Genomic DNA, 19,898 nt, shown 5'->3' with positions numbered 1-19,898 from the left:
TGCACCCCCGTTGGCGTGCGCGACGGGTCCAAAAAAAAAACCCGGCCTGCTACCCCAGGAGCGCAAACGGCCGGGTAGACCCAGGAACCACCTCCCGCCCCCCCCCCCCGGCGCCCTCGGGCGCACTGATCAGGCGAGGCCGGCGACCAGCTCGGCGACGTCCTTGCGGCGGCCCGTGTAGAACGGGACCTCCTCGCGGACGTGCATCCGGGCCTCGGAAGCGCGCAGGTGACGCATGAGGTCGACGATGCGGTAGAGCTCGTCGGCCTCGAAGGCGAGGATCCACTCGTAGTCGCCCAAGGAGAACGAGGCGACGGTGTTGGCGCGCACGTCCGGGTAACCGCGGGCCATCTTGCCGTGGTCGGCGAGCATGCGGCGGCGGTCCTCGTCGGGCAGCAGGTACCAGTCGTAGGAGCGCACGAACGGGTACACGCTGATGTAGTCGCGCGGCGTCTCGTCGGCGAGGAACGCGGGGATGTGCGAGCGGTTGAACTCGGCGGGGCGGTGCAGCGCCATGTTCGACCAGACCGGCTCCAGCGCGCGGCCCAGCCGGGTGCGCCGGAAGAGGTTGTACGCCTCCTGGAGCTGGTCGCTCGTCTCGGCGTGCCACCAGATCATCACGTCGGCGTCGGCGCGGAGTCCGGACACGTCGTACGTGCCGCGGACGGTCACGTCCTTGGCGGCGAGCTGGTCGAACAGCTCCTGGACCTCGTCGGCGTAGCCCGTGCGGTCCTCGGGGAGGACGTCACGGAGCTTGAAGACGGACCACAGCGTGTAGCGGATGACCTCGTTGAGGTCCTTGGCCTTCTTGCCGGCGTTCGGGATCTTGGCGGGGGCGTCGTCACTCATGGGGCTATTCTCCCGCGCCGCCGTGCAGACTCTGCACCGGGTTCGCGGTCAGCGCGTCCAGTCCCGCGCGGTCCCCCTCCAGGGCGTCCACCGCCGCGTAGGCGCTGGCGATGCACGCCGGGATGCCGACGCCGTCGTACGCCGCGCCGCAGACGGCGAGGCCGGGCAGCTTCGCGACGTGCTCGCGGACGCGGGCCACGCGCGCGTGGTGCCCGACCGGGTACTGCGGCAGGCCGTCGGTCCAGCGGGTGACACGGGTGGCGACGGGCGCGGCGGTCAGGCCGGTGGCCTCCCGCAGGTCGTGCCGGGAGACGTCGACGAGGTCCTCGTCGTCCCTGCCCAGCACCTCCGTCTCCCCGTACCGCCCGACGGAGGTCCGCACCACGAGCAGGTCCGGGTTCTCCTCGTCGACCCAGCCCCACTTGCGGGAGGCGAAGGTGGACGCCTTGATGGTGCGCCCGTCCACCGGCGGCACCAGGAACCCGCTCCCCTCGGGGAGGGCGACCTCGCCGCGACGGTAGGCGAGGGTGATGAGCGCCATGGAGGCGTACTCGACGGCGGCCAGTTCGGCGGCGGCCGCCGGCGCCTCGGGGCGCAGCAGGCCGGCGGCGGCCGGGGCGGGCAGGGCGAGCACGACGGCGTCGGCGTGCAGGACGCGGTCGCCCGCGACGATCCGCCAGGACGCGTGCGCCCGGTCCGGCGGGCCGGTGCGGCGCAGTTCCGTGACGGGTGCGCCCGTGACGATGTCGCCGCCCCGCGCCCGGACCGATTCGGCGACGGCGAGGGGCAGTCGGCCGACGCCGCCGGCGATGCCCATGAACACCGGTCCGGTCTGCTTGCTGCGGGCGGCGTTGTCCTGGATCTCCCGTACGGCCTCGGTGAGCGAGTCGTGGGTGCGGGCGGCCCGGAAGAGCTGCGGGACCGCCGAGCGCATCGAGATGCGGTACGCGTCGCCCGCGTAGACGCCTCCCAGGAGCGGCTCCACCAGGCGGTCCACGACCTCCCGGCCGAGCCGCTCGGCGACGTACGCGCCGACGGCCACGTCGTCGCCGACCTCCGTGCGCGGCAGGTCGGTGTCGCGCTCGATGCGGCGCAGCCCCTCCTCGGAGAGGAGTCCGGCGAGGGCGGCGGCGGTGCCGGGGACGCCCATGACATGGCCCTTGGGCATGGGGCGCAGGGCGCCGCGGGTCCAGATCGAAGCGGTCGCGGTGGCCGGCGTCACGAGCCGGTCCGCCAGGCCCACCTCGCGGGCGAGGGCGACCGCCTCGGGGCGCCGGGCGAGCATCGACTCGGCGCCGAGGTCGACCCGTGCGCCCGCGATCTCGCCGGGGAGCAGCTTGCCGCCGAGCCGCTCCGAGGCCTCCAGGACGGTCACGCGCAGGCCGGTGTCCAGCAGGCGGTGGGCCGCCGCCAGTCCCGCGATCCCGCCGCCGACGACGACGGCCTGTCCCGAACCCGGAGGGGTGTCCTGTGCACGCATACCCCCACTTTCTCAGACCCCGCCGGCGGTGCCGCCGCGAGCCCGGTGTCCGCCGCGAGTCCTTTCCGTGACCGCATCGGAACCGATTCACCCCAACGTCCCCGGCCGGTCGCGCGTCGAAGGAACGTCAGTCTTCACGACGCCGGGGGGATGCCCGCATGCAGTCACGACGTTCGGTACGACCTGTCCGGGTCCTGGCGGGGGTTCTCCTCGCCGCCTCCCTCGCGCTGGCGGGCTGCGGCGGCGCCGGCGACTCCGGTGGAAAATCCGCGGACAGCGACTCCAAGGGGTACGCCCCCGGTGCCCAGGAACGCGGTGCGGGCGCCGCGGACCGGAGCGAGGGAAGCAGCGGGGCCAAGTCCCGGCCCACCACGGCGCCGAAGGCCGCCGCGAGCCACATCATCCGCACGGCCTCGCTGACCGTGCAGGTCGAGGACGTCCCGGACGCGCTGGCCGACGCCCGCACCGCGGCCGAGAGCGCGGGCGGTTTCGTCGGCAACGAGACGACCACCCGGGACGGCAGCGGCCGCGAGCGGACCCGGGTGATCCTGCGCGTGCCCACCGACCGGTACGAGGAGGTGCTCGACGGGCTGGAGGGCGCGGGCAAGCTGCTGTCCCGCACGGCCAAGGCGCAGGACGTCACCGAGCAGGTCGTCGACGTGGACAGCCGCGTCAAGTCTCAGCGCGCCAGTGTGGCCCGGATCCGCGAGCTGATGGACGAGGCGACCGAACTCGCCGACGTGGTCACCCTGGAGGGCGAGCTGAGCAGCCGTCAGGCCGACCTGGAGTCCCTGCTCGCGCAGCAGGCCTCCCTGAAGGACCGCACCGGCCTCGCCACGATCACCCTGTCGCTGTCCGAGACCCCGGTGAAGACGGCGGCCGCCGACGACGAGGACCCGGGCTTCCTGGACGCGCTCGCGGGCGGCTGGCACGCGTTCGTCACCATGCTGCGCTGGATCGCGGTCGCGTTCGGCGCGGTGCTGCCCTTCCTGGCGGGCGCGGCCCTGCTCGTCGTGCTGTGGGTGCGCCTCGTGCGCCCGCGCACGGCCCGCCGGCCGGCGCCGTCGCCGTCGCCGTCGCCGTCGCCGTCGCCGTCGGCCGGGGGTCTCCCCGTCGCCCCGCCGGTTCGTGAGCCCGCGGGCCGCGGTGCTCGTGCGGGCGAGCGGGAGGGACGCGAGGAGGACTGAAATGCCGCGTCCCCGTAGCGTGTTCGTATGAGCATGAGCCCTACGAGCGGTACCGGCGGGAACAAGGAGCGGCTGGTCGTGGTCGGCGGCGACGCGGCGGGCATGTCCGCCGCGTCGCAGGCACGCCGGCTGCGCGGCCCGGACGAGCTGGAGATCGTGGCGTTCGAGCGGGGCCACTTCACGTCCTACTCGGCCTGCGGCATTCCGTACTGGGTGGGCGGCGACGTCACCGACCGGGACGATCTGATCGCGCGGACCCCCGAGGAGCACCGCGAGCGCGCCATCGACCTCCGGATGCGTACGGAGGTCGTGGAGATCGACGTCGCGGGTGCCCGCGTCCGCGCGCGCGACCTCGACTCGGGGGCCGAGGAGTGGACCGGCTACGACAAGCTCGTGATCGCGACGGGTGCGCGGCCGGTCCGCCCCGACCTGCCCGGCGTCGACGCGCCCGGGGTGCACGGTGTGCAGACCCTGGACGACGGTCAGGCGCTGCTGGACACGCTGGCCGCCACCCGGGGGCGGCGCGCGGTCGTCGTGGGCGCGGGCTACATCGGGGTGGAGATGGCCGAGGCCCTCATCAAGCGCGGCTACGAGGTGACGGTCGTCAACCGGGGCAGCGAACCGATGTCGACCCTCGATCCGGACATGGGCCGCCTGGTGCACACCGCCATGGAGGGCATGGGCATCACGATGGTCGACGACGCGGAGGTCACCAAGATCCTGACCGGTGACGACGGCAGGGTCCGGGCGGTCGCCACCCAGGAGGCCGAGTACCCGGCGGACGTCGTGGTGCTCGGCATCGGCGTCCGCCCCGAGACCGCGCTGGCGCGGGCGGCCGGGCTGCCGCTCGGCGAGCACGGCGGCCTGCTCACCGACCTCGCGATGCGGGTCCGGGGGCACGAGAACATCTGGGCGGGCGGTGACTGCGTCGAGGTGCTCGACCTGGTCTCGGGACGCGAGCGGCACATCGCGCTGGGCACCCACGCCAACAAGCACGGGCAGGTCATCGGCAGCAACGCGGGCGGCGGGTACGCGACCTTCCCGGGCGTCGTCGGCACGGCGGTGAGCAAGGTCTGCGAGCTGGAGATCGCCCGCACCGGGCTGCGCGAGAAGGACGCGCGCCGGGCCGGGCTGCGGTTCGAGTCGGTCACGGTCGAGTCCACGAGCCGGGCGGGCTACTACCCGGGGGCCGCCCCCATGACGGTGAAGATGCTCGCCGAGCGCCGTACGGGACGGCTGCTGGGCGTGCAGATCGTGGGGCGCGAGGGAGCGGGCAAGCGCGTCGACATCGCCGCGGTGGCACTCACCGCGGGTATGACGGTGGAACAGATGACGGCGCTCGATCTCGGCTACGCGCCGCCGTTCTCACCGGTGTGGGACCCGGTCCTGGTGGCGGCCCGCAAGGCCTCGGCGGCGGTACGCGCCCACGCCGGCTGAGCCGGGCCCGACCGGCCCGCGGAGGCCCACGGCGGCCAGCGGTGCGGGAGGCCCCGGTCGGCCGGGGCGCACACCGCGGGCGGCAGCCGACCCGGGGCGCGGGGATCTGCGGGTGCGGCCACGGCCGCCGCTCACCGCCCCGTGCCCGCTCCGGACCGCGGGACCGGCGCTGCCCGGGTGCCGCGCAGCGGGCCCGGGTTCACGCCGACTCGTGCTGCCCGGTCCCGTTGATCCGCTCGATGGCCTGCCGGGCCTGCTCCGCGGGCGGCCGCCCCGGCAGCGAGGACACGGACGCCGCGGGCGGCACGGACGCGGACTGCGCGGCCGGCGGCTTGGCGTGGGCGGCCGGCCGCGAGGAGCGCAGCCGGTGGCTGACGGCCTCGTCGAGGGTCACCGGGCGCTGCATGCGCGCGGCGAGCCGGCCGGCCTCCTGGCCGAGCGCGGCGACGTCCTCCCAGGGAAGGTGCACCACCAGCGCGATCTCGGCCTCGCCGTCGGGCAGGGCGTGCATCGGAGGAGTAACTCGCTCGTTCATCGCCTGTGTCCTCACGTGTCCCTCGCGTCGCGGCTTCCTCTCGCCACGGGCGGTCGAGGAGTCATACGCAGGCGCGGACGGGCCCGTTCACCGATTCGCCCCCGGGATCGAGGGCAGTAATTCCCTGTGGTCATCCCCGTCCATGACGTGAATCCCGCACGGCGTACCCCCTACGTGACGTATGCGCTGATCGCCGCCAGTGTTCTCGCGTTCCTCTTCACGCCCGGCATCGCCGGATCCGTGGCGGGCGGCAGTGAGCTGGCGCACCTGTGCCGTCTGCACGCCTTCCTGGACCAGTACGCGGCGGTGCCGCAGGAGCTGATCCACCACCGGATGCCGCGGATCGTGCCCACGGGCGAGATCGGTGTCGGCGCGCAGGGGCCCGGCTGCCTGGTGGGGCCGCCGGCTTACGACAAGTCACCGCCGCTCTCGGTCCTGACGGCGATGTTCCTGCACAACAGCTGGCTGCACCTGCTCGGCAACATGCTCTTCCTGCTGATCTTCGGCAACAACATCGAGGACCGGCTGGGGCACGTGCGGTTCACGCTGTTCTACGTCGTCTGCGGCTACGCGGCCACGTACGGCTTCGCGCTCCTCAACGAGGACTCGGCGGACCCGCTGATCGGCGCCTCCGGGGCGATCGCCGGGGTCCTCGGCGCGTATCTGGTGCTCTATCCGAGAGCCAGGGTGTGGGTCCTGGTCCCGTTCCTGGTCTTCCTGCCGCTGCGGCTGCCCGCCTGGATCGTGCTGGGCTTCTGGTTCGTGCTCCAGGCGGTGTACTCGTCCGGCGGCGGGGTCTCCGACGCCGGGACCGTGGCGTACGCGGCCCACGTGGCCGGCTTCGTGGCGGGCATGCTGCTGGCCTGGCCGTTGCGCCCGGGCACCCCGCCCCCGCCGGAGCCGCGCAGCCTGCTGTGGGGCAGGCAGGCGCGGCACGCGTGACGGTCCGTCAGCGGGCGGTGAGTGTGTGGACGTGCTCGACGAGGCGGGTCAGCGCGTCGGGGTCCGTGGTGGGCAGGACGCCGTGGCCGAGGTTGAAGACATGGCCCTCCAGGCCGGCGGCGGCGTCGAGCACCTCGCGGGTCTTCTCCTCGACGGCCTCCGTGGAGGAGAAGAGCACGGCCGGGTCCAGGTTGCCCTGCAGCGCCTTGCCGGGGCCGACGCGGCGGGCGGCCTCGTCGAGCGGCACGCGCCAGTCCACGCCGACGACGTCCGCCCCGGCCTCGCCCATCAGGCCGAGCAGCTCGCCGGTGCCGACGCCGAAGTGGATGCGCGGGACGCCGTACCCGGCGACGGACTCGAACACCTTGGTGGAGGCGGGCATCACCGAGCGGCGGTAGTCGGCCGGTGCCAGGGCTCCGACCCAGGAGTCGAAGAGCTGGACGGCGCTCGCGCCCGCCTCGATCTGCACCTTCAGGAACGCGGAGGTGATCTCGGCGAGCCGGTCGAGCAGGTCGGCCCACAGCTGCGGGTCGCCGTACATGAGCGCCTTGGTGTGCTCGTGGTTCTTGGACGGGCCGCCCTCGACGAGGTAGCTCGCGAGGGTGAAAGGCGCGCCCGCGAAACCGATGAGCGGGGTCTCGCCCAGCTCGGCCGTGAGCAGCTTGATCGCCTCGGTGACGTAGGAGACGTCCTCGGGCGTCAGGTCGCGCAGCCGGGCGAGGTCGGCACGGGTCCGGATCGGGTTCTCGACGACCGGGCCGACGCCGGGCTTGATGTCGAGGTCGATGCCGATGGCCTTGAGCGGGACGACGATGTCGCTGAAGTAGATCGCCGCGTCCACGTTGTGCCTGCGGACCGGCTGCAGCGTGATCTCGGCGACGAGTTCCGGCCGCATGCAGGACTCCAGCATGGGGATGCCCTCGCGCACCTTCAGGTACTCGGGGAGCGAGCGCCCGGCCTGCCGCATGAACCACACCGGGGTGTGCGGCACGGGCTCGCGCCTGCACGCCTTCAGGAAGGCGGACTCGTACGTGGCTGTCGGCTGCTGGCCCGAGGGGCGGCGATCGTTGGCACTCACGACGGAAAGTCTCGCACGGTCCGACGGCCGTCCCGTCCCGGCACCGGGCGCACACTCCGGGGGCGCGTTCGTACGGCGTGATCCGGACAGTGGCCGCGCGCACGGGTGTCCCTCCCTGCGCGGAGGCTCCGTTCCCCTTAATCTTCCCCGCATGGCTGCGGCTCAGGGACGACTGTCGGACGACGCTGGCGGGATGGACGACTCGAAGGAGGGGGACGGGGATGCGATGGCGGCGGCCCCGCTGCCCTTCCGGGCCGCCGTCGAGGCACTGAGAGCCGCGCGGCCGCGGCCGGAGATCGAGGTCGACCCGACGCGCCCGCCGCAGCGCCTGGCCCCCTACGCGTACGCGCTGGAGGCCGCGGTCGTCCAGGACGACGAGGATCTGGCGGACGGCCGGCTGGTGCTGCTGCACGATCCGGCGGGGCACGACGCCTGGCAGGGGTCCTTCCGGATGGTGACGCTGGTGCGCGCCGAGCTGGAACCGGAGATGGCGGCCGATCCGCTGCTGCCCGACGTCTGCTGGTCCTGGCTGACCGGGGCGCTGCAGGCCCGCGGCCTGTCGTACGGCGAGCCGAGCGGCACCGTCACGCGGGCGAGTTCGCACTACTTCGGTGGGCTGTCCGAACGGCCCTCCGCCTCCCAGATCGAGATCCGCGCTTCGTGGACGCCGCGGGAGGGCCTGGGCGGCGTGCCGGACACGGCCGCGCATCTGGCCGCCTGGTGCGATCTGCTGTGCCAGGTCGCGGGGCTCCCGCCGACGGGTCCGGGCGACGCCTCGGTGGTCACCCTCCCGCAGCGCCGGGGTCCGCAGTCCCGCTAGGGAGACACAGAACGAGGTCCGACGAAGCGCACCGGCTCCCGGCCGGTGCGCTTTTCGCTGTGCCCGCCGTGCCGTGCACCTCCCCGGGCCCGCGCCGTGCCGGCCTCCGGCGCCGCCCGCGGATCATCCCTTTGTCGATACGGCCACTTTCGGACGCGTAACGACGTGGAACGACTCGGTTCGATCTTCGGATGATCGATCGCGTGTCCGAATTGCGCAGATTATTACTCACTAAATCGTGATCATTCTCTAAAGGCGGACGGGTTTGATGCCGAAGACGTCTGTGACCTTGAAAGCAAGGGTTCACCCCGGCTTCATCCCCACGGCCGGCTCCCCCCTCGTCCCCGCCCCCCAGGAGGCCTGGTGTCCGTTCTCCTTGAGCAGCCCGCAAGCCTGGTCGCCTACCGCCCGAACAAGCCGACCGCCATGGTGGTCGTGGCAGACCCACGGGTCCGTTCCACCGTCACACGCCACCTGTGGGCGCTCGGAGTACGCGACGTCATCGAGGCGTCGTCCGTCGCGGAGGCCCGTCCCCGAATCGGCAACCCGCGCGACATCTGTGTCGCCGAAGTCCACCTGCCCGACGGCAGCGGGCTCACCCTGCTGTCCGAGACCAGAGCCGCGGGCTGGCCCAACGGCCTCGCCCTGTCCGCCGCCGACGACATCGGTGCCGTGCGCAACGCCCTCGCGGGCGGCGTCAAGGGCTACGTCGTCACCGGGACGCGGACGAACCTGGGGCTGCCGAGCCGCCCCGGGGCCGCCCCCCTCGGCGGCGCCGCCCGTATGCACCGCCGCCCCCCGGGTGCCCCGAGCCACCCGGGCGGCTACCGCGAGCTGTCCGGCCGCGAGGTCGAGGTGCTCCGCCTCGTCGCGGAGGGCCAGTCGAACAAGGCCATCGGCGTCTCGATGGGCCTGTCCGCACTGACCGTCAAGAGCCACCTCGCCCGCATCGCCCGCAAGCTCGGCACGGGTGACCGCGCCGGCATGGTCGCGGTGGCGCTGCGGACCGGCATCATCCACTGACCCTCCCCCGGGTCCTCCCGACCGTGAACCGGATCTTTCACCATCGTGACTGGTTTACGACCCCCGGACGCCCGCCGACGGAACGTTCCGTCGGCGGGCGTCGTCCATACACGGATACCCTTGACAGGTGACCGACGCCCAAGAGACCGCAGCAGACAGCTCACTGCGAACCACCGGAGGCGCCCCTCCGGACGACGTCGAACCGGCGCCGATCCCTTTGCTCGAGCCCCGGGAGGGCATTCCTCCCGTCATCGCCGACGACGCCTCGCTCGCCGAGGTGGTCGCCGCCTTCGCCGCCGGGACCGGCCCCGTGGCCGTCGACGCCGAACGCGCGTCCGGGTACCGATACGGCCAGCGCGCCTATCTGGTGCAGCTGCGCCGCGAGGGCGCCGGCACCGCGCTGATCGACCCCGTGGCCTGTCCCGACCTCTCGGGTCTCGGCGAGGCGATCTCCGGAGCCGAGTGGGTGCTGCACGCCGCCACCCAGGACCTGCCGTGCCTGCGCGAAATAGGCATGATCCCCACTCGCCTGTTCGACACCGAGCTGGCCGGCCGTCTGGCCGGCTTCCCCCGCGTGGGACTGGGCGCGATGGTCGAGGGCGTCCTGGGCTTCGTCCTGGAGAAGGGGCACTCCGCCGTCGACTGGTCCACGCGCCCGCTTCCCGAACCGTGGCTGCGGTACGCGGCACTCGACGTCGAACTGCTCGTCGACCTGCGGGACGCCCTGGAGAAGGAGCTGGACCGCCAGGGCAAGCTCGAATGGGCCCGGCAGGAGTTCGACGCGATCGCGCAGGCCGACCCGGCGCCGCCGCGCAAGGACCCCTGGCGCCGCACGTCCGGCATGCACAAGGTGCGCCGGCGGCGGCAGATGGCCGTCGTTCGGGAGCTGTGGCAGACCCGGGACCAGGTCGCCCAGCGCCGGGACATCTCGCCCGGCAAGGTGCTCGGGGACGCCGCGATCGTCGAGGCCGCGCTGTCCCTGCCCGCCAACGTGCACGCGCTGGCCGCGCTGAACGGCTTCGGGCACCGCATGGGCCGGCGTCAGCTGGAGCAGTGGCAGAGCGCCGTGGACCGTGCGAGGGAACTGCCGGACGCCGAGCTGCCGCAGCCCGGGCAGCCGGTCACCGGTCCTCCGCCGCCGCGCGCCTGGGCCGACAAGGACCCCGAGGCCGCCGCCCGGCTGTCCGCCGCGCGAGCCGCGGTGTCGGCGCTCGCCGAGGAGCTGAACATGCCGCAGGAGAACCTGATCGCACCCGACACGGTGCGCCGGGTCTGCTGGGAGCCCCCGGCCTCGCCCGACGCCGACGCGGTCGCCGCCGCGCTCGCCGGGCACGGGGCACGCGCCTGGCAGGTCGAGCAGGTCACGCCCGTCCTGCTGGCCGCCCTGCGCTCGGGCGCAGCCAAGGCCTGACGCCGCCCGCGCCCGGCGGTGCCGTTGCCGGTACCGCCGGGCGCGGGCGTGCTGCCGGTGCGGGCCCGCCGAGCGGGTTCCGGTGGGCGCCGTCGGGGCGGCCGGCTCGGACCGTGCCCGGTCGGGAGGAGCGTCTCCGCACGTCGGAGCGGGCGTCCGGTCCGTGCGGCGGGGGCGAGATCCCGCCAAGATCTCCGGCCGGACGGCGCCGGGCGGGAGGCCGGAGGTGTGACCTTCGCCGCTCCCGGCCGGGGGACTGGGCAGCGTGGTTACCCGCAAGTAGCATGAGGGGGTGAGCGCGCGCTCAGGCGTATGCGCCGCGCAGCAGTGCCATCCCGCATCTGGAGGAGAGCCATCGTGCCTCGTACCGTCAGGGACGTCGTCTTCGTCGACGGCGTCCGCACCCCGTTCGGCAAGGCGGGCCCGAAGGGCATCTACCACGAGACCCGCGCCGACGACCTCGTCGTGAAGGCCATCCGGGAGCTGCTGCGCCGCAATCCCGGTCTGGACCCCGCGAAGATCGACGAGGTCGCCATCGCCGCGACCACGCAGATCGGTGACCAGGGTCTGACGCTGGGCCGCACGGCCGGCATCCTCGCCGGGCTCCCCCAGTCGGTCCCCGGTTACTCCATCGACCGCATGTGCGCCGGTGCGCTGACCGCCGTCACCACCACCGCGGGCTCCATCGCCTTCGGCGCGTACGACGCCGTCATCGCCGGCGGTGTCGAGCACATGGGCCGCCACCCCATGGGCGAGGGCGTCGACCCGAACCCGCGGTTCGTGTCGGACAAGCTGGTCGACGAGTCGGCCCTGTTCATGGGCATGACGGCGGAGAACCTGCACGACCGCTACCCGCACATCACCAAGCAGCGCGCCGACGAGTACGCCGTGCGCTCGCAGGAGAAGGCCGCCAAGGCGTACGCCAACGGCAAGATCCAGCAGGACCTGGTGCCGATCTCGGTGCGCAACACCAACGCGGAGGTCGGCGAGACGGGCTGGGGCCTGGTCACCGCCGACGAGCCGATGCGCCCCGGCACCACGCTGGAGAACCTGTCGGGCCTCAAGACGCCGTTCCGCGTCCACGGCCGGGTCACCGCGGGCAACGCGGCCGGTCTGAACGACGGTGCGACCGCGTCGATCATCGCGTCCGAGGACTTCGCCCGCGAGCACGACCTGCCGGTCAAGATGCGCCTGGTCTCCTACGCCTTCGCGGGCGTCGAGCCCGAGGTGATGGGCTACGGCCCGATCCCGGCCACCGAGAAGGCCCTCGCCAAAGCCGGCCTCTCGATCGAGGACATCAACCTCTTCGAGGTCAACGAGGCGTTCGCCGTCCAGGTCCTCGCCTTCCTGGACCACTACGGCATCGCGGACGACGACGCGCGCGTCAACCAGTACGGCGGCGCCATCGCGTTCGGCCACCCGCTCGCCTCCTCCGGCGTCCGTCTGATGACGCAGCTGGCCCGCCAGTTCGAGGAGCAGCCGGAGGTCCGTTACGGCCTCACCACCATGTGCGTCGGCTTCGGCATGGGCGCCACGGTGATCTGGGAGAACCCGCACCACAAGGACGCCGGAGGCGACAAGTGACCACCGCTGAACTCCTGAAGGGCGCAGCCGAGCTGTTCCCGGACGAGGTCGTGACCTCGGCGCACGTACGCCACCTCGACCTGCCGTTCAACGCCGGGCGCTTCGCGCTCATCACGCTGGACAACGGCTTCGACCACACCAAGCCGACCACCTTCGGCCCGCAGTCGCTCGCGAACCTCGACCTCGCCATCGACCAGGTCGAGCGGGAGGCCGCGGCCGGCGAGATCGTCGGCGTCGGCCTCACCGGCAAGCCGTTCATCTTCGCGGTCGGCGCCGACCTCAAGGGCGTCGAGCTGCTGAAGAACCACGACGACGCGCTCGCCATCGGCAAGGGCGGCCATGAGGTCTTCAAGCGCCTGTCGGGCCTCGCGGTCCCCACCTTCGCGTACTACAACGGCGCGGCCATGGGCGGCGGTGTCGAGGTCGGCCTGCACTGCAAGTACCGCACGGTCTCCGCGTCCATCGCGGCCTTCTCGCTCCCCGAGGTCTTCCTCGGCCTGGTCCCCGGCTGGGGCGGCTGCGCCCTGCTGCCGAACCTGATCGGCGCCGACAAGGCCGTCTCGGTGATCATCGAGAACTCGCTCAACCAGAACAAGCAGCTCAAGGGCCACCAGGTCTACGAACTGGGCATCGCCGACGCCCTGTTCGAGGGCGCCGACTTCCTGGAGCAGTCGCTGCTGTGGACGGCCTCCGTCCTCAAGGGCGAGATCGTCGTCGACCGTGCCGCGATCGACCGCGGCGAGGCCTGGGACCAGGCCGTCGCCAAGGGCCGCTTCGTCGCCGACTCCAAGGTGCACGGTGCGGCCCCGGCCGCCTACCGCGCCCTGGACATCATCGCCGCCGCCAAGGACGGCGACCTGCAGAAGGGTTACGACGCCGAGGACGTCGCGCTCGCCGACCTGATCATGGGTGGCGAACTGCGCGCCGGCATCTACGCGTTCAACCTGGTGCAGAAGCGCGGCAAGCGCCCGGCCGGCGCGCCGGACAAGTCGCTCGCCCGTCCGGTCACCAAGGTCGGTGTCGTCGGCGCCGGTCTGATGGCCTCCCAGCTCGCGCTGCTCTTCCTGCGCCGCCTGGAGGTGCCGGTCGTCCTCACGGACATCGACCAGGAGCGCGTCGACAAGGGTGTGGGCTACGTCCACGCCGAGATCGACAAGCTGCTCGGCAAGGGCCGCATCAACCAGGACAAGGCCAACCGCCTGAAGGCCCTGGTCTCCGGTGTGCTCGACAAGGCCGAGGGCTTCTCCGACGCGGACTTCATCATCGAGGCCGTGTTCGAGGAGATCGGCGTCAAGCAGCAGGTGTTCGCGGAGGTCGAGGCGGTCGCCCCGGCGCACGCGATCCTCGCCACCAACACCTCCTCGCTCTCCGTCTCGGAGATGGCGTCGAAGCTGAAGAACCCCGAGCGCGTCGTGGGCTTCCACTTCTTCAACCCGGTCGCGATCCTCCCCCTCCTGGAGATCGTGCGCGGCGAGCGGACCGACGACGCCTCGCTGGCCACGGCGTTCGCCGTCGCCAAGAAGCTGAAGAAGACCGCGGTGCTCACCAAGGACGCCCCGGCGTTCGTCGTGAACCGCATCCTGACCCGCTTCATGGGCGAGATCCAGAACGTCATCGACGAGGGCACCCCGGTGGAGGTCGCCGAGAAGGCCATCGAGCCGCTCGGCCTGCCGATGTCGCCGCTGGTCCTCCTCGAACTGGTCGGCCCCGCGATCGGTCTGCACGTCTCGGAGACCCTCAACCGGGCCTTCCCGGACCGCTTCACGGTCTCCCCGAACCTCGCGGCCGTCGTCAAGGCGGGCAAGCGCGGCTTCTACGTCTACGACTCCGGCAAGCCGGAGCTGGACCCCGAGGTCGCGGCGCTCCTCAAGCAGGGCGACGTCGTCCTGACCGAGGAGCAGGTCCGTGACCGCGTGCTCGACGCCGTCGCCCAGGAGATCGGGCTCATGCTCGACGAGGGTGTCGTCGCCGAGGCGCAGGACATCGACCTCTGCCTGATCACCGGTGCCGGCTGGCCCTTCCACCTGGGCGGCATCACGCCGTACCTGGACCGCGAGGGCGTCTCGGAGCGGGTGAACGGCAAGAAGTTCCTGGAGCCCGGCGTGGCGAGCGTGCCCGCGTAACGCTCCGTCCGGCCCGTACGTTGCCCGGCACACCGAGCGGTGTGCCGGGCAACGGCGTTGAGGGGGGCGGCCGGACGGGGAGGACCGCCGCCCGCCCGGCGATCCTCACACGGCCCGCCACGCCTCCAGCGCGAGGCCCGGTTCGTCCTTGCGGCGGGTGAGCAGGAGGTCCCCCGCCGCCGGTGCGAGGCTCGCCGCGACCACCCGGCCCTCCTCGTCCTTCGCCAGCGACACCCGCGCGCCGGCGGGCAGCGGCGGTCCGGACGCCGCCCACCAGGCGCCGGCGGACTCCTCCTCCGTCGGGTAGGCGGCGAAGGCGATCCGCCCGTCGCCGCCGGGCTGGGCGAGCAAGGTGCAGTCGTGGCCGTCCAGTTCGGTACGGACCGCCGCCACGGGACCCGGCCCGGCGGCGGCGAGCAGGGCGACGGGCTTGGCGCCCGGCCGCCATACGCACAGGTCGCCCGACTCGTCCGTGAAGAACAGCGAGGTGCGCTCGGACGAGGTGGCCAGTGCGCGGAGCGTGCCCGGCCGCACGGGCGCCTCCACGGCCTCCTGGAGGACCGGCTGCTTGCCCGGTTCCTCCTGCCGCCAGTACAGGATCGCGCCGGGTACGGCCGCGTACAGCTCGACCCGCCCCGACTCCCCCGTGACAGCCGCCGGACCGTCGTGGACGTCGCTTCCCGCGAGGTCCCGCCACGGTCCCCAGCCGCCCTTCTCCTTCTGGGCGACCATGCTCACCCCGCCGCCGCGGTTGCGCACGAAGACGTGGGCCCGGCCCTGCGCGTCGACGGCGACGGCCGGGGTGCCCGTCCGGTCGCCGGTGCGGTCCGGGTGCCCGAGCGGAAGCCAGTCGAGGGCGGCGAGGCGGGGCCGGAAGTGCGCGGAGTGGACGAGGCCCGACTCGCCGGGGACGGTCGGCCGCCAGGACACCAGGTGGGCGTAGCCGTCCGCGCCCTGTCCGACGGCCAGTACGGGATGCAGGCGCTGGTCGCCGCCGACGACGCGCGCCGGGTCCCAGGGACCACCGGGCCCGAGTTCGGCCCGGCACCGGACATCGGCGTCCGACGGCAGATACACACTCAGCCTGCCGTCGCGCCCGCGCAGGAACCAGTCCCCGTTCACCACCGTCGACACGGACTCACTCTAATTCGGCGGCCCGGCGGGGCGGGGACGGGGCCTCCCCGGGAGACGCTCGCACACCGCGGCCGCCGCCCCGCGTGTCCGACCGGGCGTGGCGACTCTGGCAGGGTGGACCCATGACGACCCTGCTCATCGTCGACGGTGCGAACGTGGTGGGCTCCGTGCCCGACGGGTGGTGGCGCGACCGCCGGGGTGCCGCCGTACGCCTGAGGGACCGGCTCGTCGGCTGCGCGGAGCAAGGACTGCCCGGCCGGCCCGGCCCGTTGGAGGTCGTCCTCGTGGTGGAGGGCGCGGCACGCGGCGTGGAGTCCGTCCCCGGCGTCCGCGTCGAGGACGCCCCGGGCAGCGGCGACGACCACATCGTGGAGCTGACCGCCGCCTCGCCGGGCCGCGACCGGCTCGTCGTCACCGCCGACCGCGAACTGCGCCGGCGGGTGACCGCCCTCGGCGCCGACGTGGTGGGCCCCCGCGCGGTGCACGGGCGGTCCTGACGCCGTCGGGCGCGGCGCGACCGGATGTGGCCCCCCTCCCCCGCCCTCAGCGGCCCCGTGCGGGCGCGTACAGCACTGCGCCCGCCACCTCCCCCACCGCTTCGTAGCGGGCCGCCAGCAGCCGCCTCAGCGACGGCACCCGGTCGGGCCGGTACGGCTTGTCGTGCGCGTCGTCGACGATGAGGGCGGGCGGATGCGCGGCCATCTCCTCGCGGAAGACCGGCCAGGCGCCCGCCATGCCGTACTCCTCGCCGACCCGGGGCCCGTTGCGGCCGCCGCTGTAGTTGGTCAGGAGGCCGGCCGTGAGATAGCGGCTGGCGGGGTCGCGGCCGGCGAGCCAGTAGACCTCCGGGTGTATGCCCCAGACCAGGACGCGGTCGCCGGGCACCGTCCGGCGGGCCACGGTGTCCGCGAGGCGCTGGGCGTGCGCAAGGTCGGACCGGGGGGCGAGCACGCCCCACGTGAGGAACAGCGCGCAGCAGCACGCCGACGTCAGCACCGCCCGCACCAGCCGGACGCGCGGCACGTCGCGCAGAGCGGCCGTCGCCGACAGCGCGACGGGCGGGACGAGTTGCAGGTAGTAGTGGCCGAAGAAGTGGAATCCCAGGGTCACCGCGGCGGCCGAGGAGCCGAGCCACAGCCACAGCTCGGCCGGGCCCCGGCGGGCGAGGCGCAGGGCCCGTACGACGGGTGGGATCAGCCCCGCGCAGGCCCCGGCCAGGAGCGCGGTGTTGGCCATCCCCCGGTTGAGCACGTGGAGTTCGGAGCCGGTGAAGGCGGCGTACGCGCCCGAGCCGGTGACCGTCCAGAAGAGGAAGCCGGCCGGGTCGGTGAGCAGCGCGGCGCCGAGCACCGGCAGGACCGCGCCGAGCCCCAGGCGGAGCAGCGGGGCGCGGGCCGGGCCGTCCCGGTACAGGAGCCACAGCACCGGCACCAGCACCGCGCCGCCGGTCTGCTTCATCAGGAACGCGCCCGCGACGGCCACCCCTGCCGCGCCCCAGCGGTGCCGGTCTGCGCACCACATCGCGGCGGCCGTGCAGGGCAGCATGAACACCTCGAAGGTCGCGGCCTGCGCGTCCGCCGGGTTGAGCCCGACCGAGGCCAGCAGGTACAGCGTCCCGGCCGTGCGGCCGGCCGCGTCCCCCCATCGGCGCCGGGCCAGGGACGCCAGGAGGACCGCGGTCGTCAGCTGCGCCAGGACCGCGAGGATCCGTACGGGGGTCAGCGATCCCGAGCCGAAGAGCGCGAACGCGCCCTGGTACAGCCACGGCACCAGCGGGGGCTTGCGGTCCACGACCGTCTCGTACAGCTCTCCTCCGTGGGCCAGGAGCCGGGCCTGCACGGCGAGATACCCCTCGTCGGGGTTCCACAGCGGGCGCAGGAAGGAGGGCAGGCGTGTGGCGCAGGCCAGCAGCGCCAGTGCGGGGAGGAGCCGCCCCCAGTAGCCGCGGTCCGCGGGCCGCCGGAGCGCGGGTACGGAGTGTGACGGGGCGAGGGGGCCGGCGAGCATGCGTGCACGCTATCCGGCCCCGCAGTCTCCGCCGAAGCGGGACATACGGGGCCGGAGCGGGAATCGGAACGGTTACTCGGTGGTGCCGCCGGGCGGGGGCACGGCGCCGCCCGCCGCGGCCTTCTGGGTCCTGCCGAGACGGCTGTGCGAGCGCCCGTACAGGAAGTACACGAGGAACCCGATGGCCATCCAGATGCCGAACCGGAGCCAGGTCTCGGCGGGCAGGTTGAGCATCAGCCACAGCGAGGCGAGGACCGACAGGATCGGCAGGACGGGCACCAGCGGGGTGCGGAAGGAGCGGGGCAGCTCGGGACGCGTACGACGCAGGATGATCACGCCGATCGCGACGACGACGAAGGCGAACAGCGTGCCGATGTTCACCAGCTCGGCGAGCTCGCTCAGGCTGGTGAAGCCGGCGAGGATCGCGATGATCACGCCGAGCAGGATCGTCGGCCGGTGCGGGGTCTTGAAGCGCGGGTGGACCCGCGAGAAGAAGCGGGGCAGCAGGCCGTCGCGGCTCATCGCGAAGAAGACCCGGGTCTGGCCGAGCAGCAGGATCATGCAGACGGTGGTGAGGCCGACGGCGGCGCCGAAGCTGATGAAGCCCGCGTACCAGGGATGCCCGGTGGCCTTGAAGGCGTCGGCGAGCGGGGCGTCCACGGACAGCTGCTTGTAGTTCTGCATGCCGGTGACGACGATCGAGACGGCGACGTACAGCGCGGTGCAGATGATGAGCGAGCCGATGATGCCGCGGGGCATGTCGCGCTGCGGGTTCCTGGTCTCCTCGGCGGCCGTGGCCACGACGTCGAAGCCGATGAAGGCGAAGAAGACGACCGAGGCGGCGGTGAAGATGCCCATCACGCCGAAGTTGGAGGGCGCCCACCCGAACATCAGCTGGATCAGCGGGGAGTCGAGGCCGCTGCCCGCGTCCACGGGCTGGGCCTTCGGGACGAACGGGTCGTAGTTCTTGCCGTCGATGAAGAAGGCACCGGCGATGATCACGACCAGGACGACCGTCACCTTGATGGCCACCACGACGGCGGTGACCCGCGCGGACAGCTTCGTGCCCACCACGAGGATGGCCGTGAGCACCAGCACGAGGGCCGCGGCGAGGATGTCGAAGCCGAAGCCGTCGGCCCCCTCCCGCCCGGTGAGCGCGTCGGGCAGATGCCATCCGGCGTTGTCGAGCAGGGAGGCGATGTAGCCGGACCAGCCGACCGCGACCACCGCCGTACCCAGCGCGAACTCCAGGACCAGGTCCCAGCCGATGATCCAGGCGGGCAGTTCGCCGAGGGAGGCGTACGAGAAGGTGTACGCCGAACCGGCCACCGGGACCGTGGACGCGAACTCGGCGTAGCACAGCGCGGCGAGCGCGCAGACCACACCGGCCACGACGAAGGCCAGGGCGACGGCCGGACCCGCGTTGTTCTTGGCGACCGTGCCGGTGAGGACGAAGATGCCGGTGCCGATGATGACACCCACACCGAAGACGGTGAGATCCAGAGCGGACAGCGACTTCTTGAGTGCGTGCTCCGGCTCCTCAGTGTCCAAGATCGATTGTTCGACCTTCTTCGTTCTGAAGAGGGTGCTGCTCACGGGTGTACCTCCCACGCTTGTCGTCCTCGACATGATCGAGGGGGCTCTCGCTCCGCATGCCCCGGCGCGTGGAGGTTCACGCAAACGGGCCGGTTCCACCACCCGTACAGGGAGGAGGAACCGGCCCAATGGACCAACGGTGTCGGTCAGTCGCGGGCGGACTCCACGGCGTGGGCCGAGGACCGCTCGAAGCGTCCGTCCAGCTTGGCCACGAGACCGGTGACCTGACGGGCGATGTCCGGGGCGGTCAGGCCGATCTCCGTCATGACCTCCTTGCGGGAGGCGTGGTCGAGGAAACGCGGCGGGATGCCGAAGTCGCGCAGCGGCACGTCGACACCGGCGTCGCGCAGGGCCTGCGCGATCGTCGAGCCGACGCCGCCGACCCGGGAGTTGTCCTCGACGGTGACGACCACGCGGTGCTGCTCGGCGAGCGGGGCCATGGCCTCGTCGACGGGCTTGACCCAGCGCGGGTCGACGACGGTCGTGGAGATGCCCTGCTTGTCGAGGAGCCCGGCGATCTCCAGGCACATGGGCGCGAGGGCACCGACGGAGACGAGCAGCACGTCGGGGGCGTCGGTACCGGGCGCGCGCAGGACGTCCATGCCGCCGACCCGGCCCACGGCGGGCACCGCCGGGCCGACCGCGCCCTTGGAGAAGCGGACCACGGTGGGCGCGTCGTCGACCTCCACGGC

17 protein-coding genes are annotated in these 19,898 nt (G+C 73.0%); 9 read left to right on the top strand and 8 right to left on the bottom strand.

Annotated elements, in window-relative coordinates:
• Window positions 1–129: 129 nt before the first annotated feature.
• Both hemQ and hemG read right to left on the bottom strand, forming a co-directional pair.
• Window positions 130–849, bottom strand: coding sequence for a hydrogen peroxide-dependent heme synthase (gene hemQ, locus ACZ4NT_RS36795; RefSeq protein WP_121406659.1), 720 nt, complete (start codon window positions 847–849; stop codon window positions 130–132).
• Window positions 850–853: 4 nt separating this feature from the next.
• Complete coding sequence (gene hemG, locus ACZ4NT_RS36790) at window positions 854–2,329, bottom strand: protoporphyrinogen oxidase (RefSeq protein WP_121406658.1); 1,476 nt, start codon at window positions 2,327–2,329, stop codon at window positions 854–856.
• 158 nt (window positions 2,330–2,487) lie between these two features.
• Between hemG and ACZ4NT_RS36785 the strand changes: the two genes are divergently transcribed.
• Complete coding sequence (locus ACZ4NT_RS36785; RefSeq protein ID WP_467729670.1) at window positions 2,488–3,516, top strand: DUF4349 domain-containing protein; 1,029 nt, start codon at window positions 2,488–2,490, stop codon at window positions 3,514–3,516.
• 27 nt (window positions 3,517–3,543) lie between these two features.
• Window positions 3,544–4,953 carry an FAD-dependent oxidoreductase gene (locus ACZ4NT_RS36780; protein WP_121406656.1) on the top strand — a complete coding sequence of 470 codons (1,410 nt, stop codon included), beginning with the start codon at window positions 3,544–3,546 and terminating at the stop codon, window positions 4,951–4,953.
• Window positions 4,954–5,152: 199 nt separating this feature from the next.
• On the opposite strand, the gene ACZ4NT_RS36775 is transcribed toward ACZ4NT_RS36780, so the two are convergent.
• Window positions 5,153–5,488 (bottom strand): hypothetical protein, encoded by a 336-nt coding sequence (locus ACZ4NT_RS36775; RefSeq protein ID WP_121406655.1) that lies wholly within the window; start codon window positions 5,486–5,488, stop codon window positions 5,153–5,155.
• A gap of 126 nt (window positions 5,489–5,614) precedes the next feature.
• On the opposite strand from ACZ4NT_RS36775, the gene ACZ4NT_RS36770 reads away from it, so the two are divergent.
• The gene (locus tag ACZ4NT_RS36770; protein ID WP_121406654.1) at window positions 5,615–6,430 is read left to right on the top strand and encodes a rhomboid family intramembrane serine protease; all 816 of its coding nucleotides are present in this window, start codon (window positions 5,615–5,617) and stop codon (window positions 6,428–6,430) included.
• Between the two features lie 7 nt (window positions 6,431–6,437).
• Here the strand turns inward: ACZ4NT_RS36770 and hemE are convergent, their stop codons facing one another.
• On the bottom strand, window positions 6,438–7,508 hold the full coding sequence (gene hemE / locus ACZ4NT_RS36765) for a uroporphyrinogen decarboxylase (RefSeq protein ID WP_121406653.1): 1,071 nt from the start codon (window positions 7,506–7,508) through the stop codon (window positions 6,438–6,440).
• Window positions 7,509–7,701: 193 nt separating this feature from the next.
• Here hemE and ACZ4NT_RS36760 point away from each other — a divergent pair, with 193 nt between their 5' ends.
• The 5 genes from ACZ4NT_RS36760 (at window position 7,702) to ACZ4NT_RS36740 (ending at window position 14,469) form a co-directional block, all read left to right on the top strand.
• Window positions 7,702–8,328: a DUF3000 domain-containing protein gene (locus ACZ4NT_RS36760; protein WP_183117108.1), complete on the top strand. Its 627-nt coding sequence runs from the start codon at window positions 7,702–7,704 to the stop codon at window positions 8,326–8,328.
• Between the two features lie 363 nt (window positions 8,329–8,691).
• Window positions 8,692–9,351, top strand: a complete 660-nt coding sequence (locus ACZ4NT_RS36755; protein ID WP_121406651.1) for a response regulator transcription factor — start codon at window positions 8,692–8,694, stop codon at window positions 9,349–9,351.
• Window positions 9,352–9,478: 127 nt separating this feature from the next.
• Window positions 9,479–10,762 carry a ribonuclease D gene (locus ACZ4NT_RS36750; RefSeq protein WP_121406650.1) on the top strand — a complete coding sequence of 428 codons (1,284 nt, stop codon included), beginning with the start codon at window positions 9,479–9,481 and terminating at the stop codon, window positions 10,760–10,762.
• Window positions 10,763–11,119: 357 nt separating this feature from the next.
• On the top strand, window positions 11,120–12,346 hold the full coding sequence (locus ACZ4NT_RS36745) for an acetyl-CoA C-acyltransferase (RefSeq protein WP_121406649.1): 1,227 nt from the start codon (window positions 11,120–11,122) through the stop codon (window positions 12,344–12,346).
• Window positions 12,343–14,469: a 3-hydroxyacyl-CoA dehydrogenase NAD-binding domain-containing protein gene (locus ACZ4NT_RS36740; protein WP_121406648.1), complete on the top strand. Its 2,127-nt coding sequence runs from the start codon at window positions 12,343–12,345 to the stop codon at window positions 14,467–14,469. Before ACZ4NT_RS36745 ends, ACZ4NT_RS36740 begins: the two co-directional genes overlap by 4 nt.
• 105 nt (window positions 14,470–14,574) lie before the next feature.
• Here ACZ4NT_RS36740 and ACZ4NT_RS36735 read toward each other — a convergent pair whose 3' ends face one another.
• Window positions 14,575–15,591 carry a PLL family lectin gene (locus ACZ4NT_RS36735; protein ID WP_467729682.1) on the bottom strand — a complete coding sequence of 339 codons (1,017 nt, stop codon included), beginning with the start codon at window positions 15,589–15,591 and terminating at the stop codon, window positions 14,575–14,577.
• Window positions 15,592–15,725: 134 nt separating this feature from the next.
• Here ACZ4NT_RS36735 and ACZ4NT_RS36730 point away from each other — a divergent pair, with 134 nt between their 5' ends.
• A complete protein-coding gene (locus tag ACZ4NT_RS36730) occupies window positions 15,726–16,100 on the top strand; it encodes an NTP pyrophosphohydrolase (RefSeq protein ID WP_121407535.1) in 375 nt (124 codons plus the stop codon).
• Between the two features lie 46 nt (window positions 16,101–16,146).
• Here the strand turns inward: ACZ4NT_RS36730 and ACZ4NT_RS36725 are convergent, their stop codons facing one another.
• The 3 genes from ACZ4NT_RS36725 to ACZ4NT_RS36715 form a co-directional block, all read right to left on the bottom strand.
• On the bottom strand, window positions 16,147–17,610 hold the full coding sequence (locus ACZ4NT_RS36725; RefSeq protein WP_467729665.1) for an ArnT family glycosyltransferase: 1,464 nt from the start codon (window positions 17,608–17,610) through the stop codon (window positions 16,147–16,149).
• 72 nt (window positions 17,611–17,682) lie between these two features.
• On the bottom strand, window positions 17,683–19,206 hold the full coding sequence (locus ACZ4NT_RS36720; protein WP_121406646.1) for an amino acid permease: 1,524 nt from the start codon (window positions 19,204–19,206) through the stop codon (window positions 17,683–17,685).
• 146 nt (window positions 19,207–19,352) lie between these two features.
• Window positions 19,353–19,898: transketolase C-terminal domain-containing protein (locus tag ACZ4NT_RS36715; RefSeq protein WP_467729662.1), on the bottom strand; the 546-nt coding region annotated here is incomplete at its 5' end.

It is taken from the genome of Streptomyces sp. NPDC026417, from assembly GCF_055567695.1.
The sequence above is the reverse complement of the archived record's forward strand: the minus strand, read 5'-3'. Positions and strand labels throughout refer to the sequence as shown.

What these genes read in the sequence shown, in the direction of transcription:
- ACZ4NT_RS36775 (WP_121406655.1), bottom strand. Translation starts at nt 5,488, where the DNA reads ATGAACGAGCGAGTTACTCCTCCGATGCACGCCCTGCCCGACGGCGAG.
- ACZ4NT_RS36730 (WP_121407535.1), top strand. Translation starts at nt 15,726, where the DNA reads ATGACGACCCTGCTCATCGTCGACGGTGCGAACGTGGTGGGCTCCGTG.
- ACZ4NT_RS36725 (WP_467729665.1), bottom strand. Translation starts at nt 17,610, where the DNA reads ATGCTCGCCGGCCCCCTCGCCCCGTCACACTCCGTACCCGCGCTCCGG.
- ACZ4NT_RS36760 (WP_183117108.1), top strand. Translation starts at nt 7,702, where the DNA reads ATGGACGACTCGAAGGAGGGGGACGGGGATGCGATGGCGGCGGCCCCG.
- ACZ4NT_RS36780 (WP_121406656.1), top strand. Translation starts at nt 3,544, where the DNA reads ATGAGCATGAGCCCTACGAGCGGTACCGGCGGGAACAAGGAGCGGCTG.
- hemG (WP_121406658.1), bottom strand. Translation starts at nt 2,329, where the DNA reads ATGCGTGCACAGGACACCCCTCCGGGTTCGGGACAGGCCGTCGTCGTC.
- hemQ (WP_121406659.1), bottom strand. Translation starts at nt 849, where the DNA reads ATGAGTGACGACGCCCCCGCCAAGATCCCGAACGCCGGCAAGAAGGCC.
- ACZ4NT_RS36785 (WP_467729670.1), top strand. Translation starts at nt 2,488, where the DNA reads ATGCAGTCACGACGTTCGGTACGACCTGTCCGGGTCCTGGCGGGGGTT.